Below are 2,787 nucleotides of genomic sequence, written 5' to 3' on the forward strand. Positions count from 1 at the left end.
CTAGTGTCGTGATTGAGAAGTTCGTTGAACTATTTGCGAGCGTCTGGGTCCATCGTATACCGTGAGTACTCGATGAGGTTGCAATGCGTGGAAGACCGAAGGCGCCCCTGGTATTGACCGAAGCTGAGCGCGGCGATCTGCAGGCGCTCGCCGTGCGACGCAAGACCGCACAGGCCGTGGCGCTGCGTGCGCGAATCGTCTTGGCGTGCGCTGACGGCATGGACAACAACACCGTGGCCGAGCGCTTGAAAGTGACGAAGCAGACGGTGTCTAAATGGCGCGGCCGCTTCGTCAAATACCGGCGCGATGGGCTGCTTGACGCGCCTCGATCCGGCGCGCCGCGCTCGATCGAAGACGAGCGGGTCGAAGCGGTGATCGCCAAGACGTTGGAGTCCGTGCCCAAAGGCGCGACGCACTGGAGTACGCGGTTGATGGCGCGCGACATGGGCATGACCAAAAACGCGATTCTGCGCATCTGGCACGCCTTCGGACTGCAGCCTCATCGGCAGGAAACCTTCAAACTATCGACCGACCCACTGTTCGTCGAAAAGGTGCGCGACATCGTGGGCCTGTACCTGAATCCGCCGGTGAAGGCGATGGTTCTGTGCGTAGACGAGAAGAGCCAAATTCAAGCCCTCGACCGCACGCAGCCGATGCTGCCGTTGAGCCCCGGGTTGCCCGAGAAACGCACGCACGACTACGTGCGCCACGGCACGACGACATTGTTTGCCGCCCTGGACGTGGCCACCGGAAAAGTCATTGGCGAGACGAACCGCAGGCACCGCAGCAGCGAATTCCTGCAGTTTCTTCGTACTATCGAAGCCAACGTTCCATCGACGCTGGACATCCATCTTGTGATGGACAACTATGGCACGCACAAGACCGATACGATCAAGCGGTGGCTCGCCGCACGACCGCGATTCCAGGTCCACTTCACACCAACCTCTGCCTCGTGGATGAATCAGGTCGAGCGCTGGTTCTCAACGCTAACTGAGCGTTGCACTCGACGTGGCACGCATCGTTCGACGCAAGAACTTGAGAAGTCGATCCGCACTTACCTCGACGTCAACAATGCTTCGCCGCAGCCGTTTTCCTGGTCGAAGACTGCGGATGACATCCTTGCCAGCATCGAGCGATTTTGTCTGCGAATTTCTCAATCAGAACACTAAGATGCTGCGGGCCGCGCTGGCCGCTTCGCTGCTCCTCGCGTCCATCGTGCGCGGTGCGCAAGCTCAGTCCGTCATTTTCGACTCGTACCAGGAGAACGACGGCCTCACCAACCTGTCGGCGAGTTGCCTGACCCAGGCCGTAGATGGCACGCTCTGGATCTGCACCGACAATGGGCTGTTCCGTTTCGACGGCTTTCGCGTCCACCGCGAGCTTCTGCCCGCCGAAGCGGGAGAGGCGATCGACAACGCGCTCGCAGACCGCCAAGGCCGCCTTTGGGTGGAAACCGGCGCCTGCCTCTACCTGCGGCGCGAGGTGGAGGGTACGCCACGCTGGAGCGCCGTGCTGCGGGCCGATGGCAAGGAGGTGTTCGTGGACCCGGGCCAGCGACTTGCTCTCGACGACCGCGATGCCCTGTTCGCCATGGATTGGCGAAGTCGACTTTGGTCCGTCACGGTGCCGGCCTCCCCGTCGCAAGCGCCGGTGGCACAGCCTGTGGCCGTGCCTGCATTTGCGCCTTTCGAGGAAACCCGAGAGGCTCGCGGCGGACCGGTGCTCGCCGTCGGCAACGCGCTGTGGTTCGGTTGCGGTTCGGGCCTGTGCCTGTCGCAGGGTGGCCGGCTCAGTACCTGGGGCCCGACACAAGGCCTGCCGCTCGCGGCCTGGTTCGCGCTCCTGCTTGCACGGGATGGCAGCGTGTGGGCACGCAGCAGCCGCTTCCTGGCACGTCTCACGCCGGGAAGCGAGCGGTTCACGGCGCTCGATGCGCCTCTCGCGCTCAGATTCGCCGGCTCCATCGCGCTGGCAGAAGACCCGATGGGAGCCATCGTCACGGCCACCGATAACGGCGTGGCACACTGGGACGGCCGGCAATGGCGGCAATGGACGCAACGCGACGGGATGCCTGAAACGGTCGTCCGCGCCCTGATTTTCGATGCCGAGGGCTTCCTGTGGCTGGGAACGAATGGCCGCGGCCTTCATCGGTGGATCGGCTATGGGGCGGTCGTCCACTGGACCACAGCCAACGGGCTGCCGCACCCGGCCGTGACTGCGTTCGCCCGCGCGGGGGGCGGCCGGCTGTGGGCGGCCACGGCGAAGGGCATCGCGTGGCTGGACGAGTCGGCACACCGGTTCCGCGCCTTGCGCACGCCGCCGGCGACCGACGGCCTCGTCACATCGTTGGGTGTCGATGCGCTCGGTGCATTGTGGTGGGTGGACGCCGGCCGACTATTGATGCTGCGCCCCACTGAAACCAAGCCGCGGGTGATCTTGAATGATGCGCACCTGGGCCAGGTCATCCAGGGAGTGAACGGCCTCTTCCTCTCGACCCCTCGAGGCGCGCAACGGTTGACTCCGTGGCCCCCTTACCTGCGCAGCGAACCACCGCTTGCCACGATGCAAGACGCCTTGCCCCTGGTGGGTGTGCTCGCGGATGGAACGCACGAATGGTTCCAGACCGGCCGGTATCTTTGTCGCATGGTGGGGAACGCCTGCGTGGAGATGCACGACGAGCGCGGTACGCCGATAGAGAGTCCCAATGACGCTGCGGCCCTCTCCGGCCCTTCGGAGCTCTGGATCGGCGATGACCGGGGGATCTCCGTCTACTCCGTGGACGATGGC

At 64.3% G+C, this 2,787-nt stretch carries 2 protein-coding genes; both read left to right on the top strand.

Translation table 11 applies throughout. From position 1 onward, the window contains the following. Nucleotides 1–83: 83 nt before the first annotated feature. Nucleotides 84–1,169 carry an IS630 family transposase gene (locus tag M0954_RS28315; protein ID WP_297356799.1) on the top strand — a complete coding sequence of 362 codons (1,086 nt, stop codon included), beginning with the start codon at nucleotides 84–86 and terminating at the stop codon, nucleotides 1,167–1,169. Then, on the top strand, nucleotides 1,111–2,787 hold a 1,677-nt coding region (locus M0954_RS28320; protein WP_297356801.1), incomplete at its 3' end, for a two-component regulator propeller domain-containing protein. The genes M0954_RS28315 and M0954_RS28320, both read left to right, overlap by 59 nt.

The sequence above is a fragment of the Paraburkholderia sp. genome (assembly GCF_026225065.1).
Lineage (GTDB): Bacteria > Pseudomonadota > Gammaproteobacteria > Burkholderiales > Burkholderiaceae > Paraburkholderia.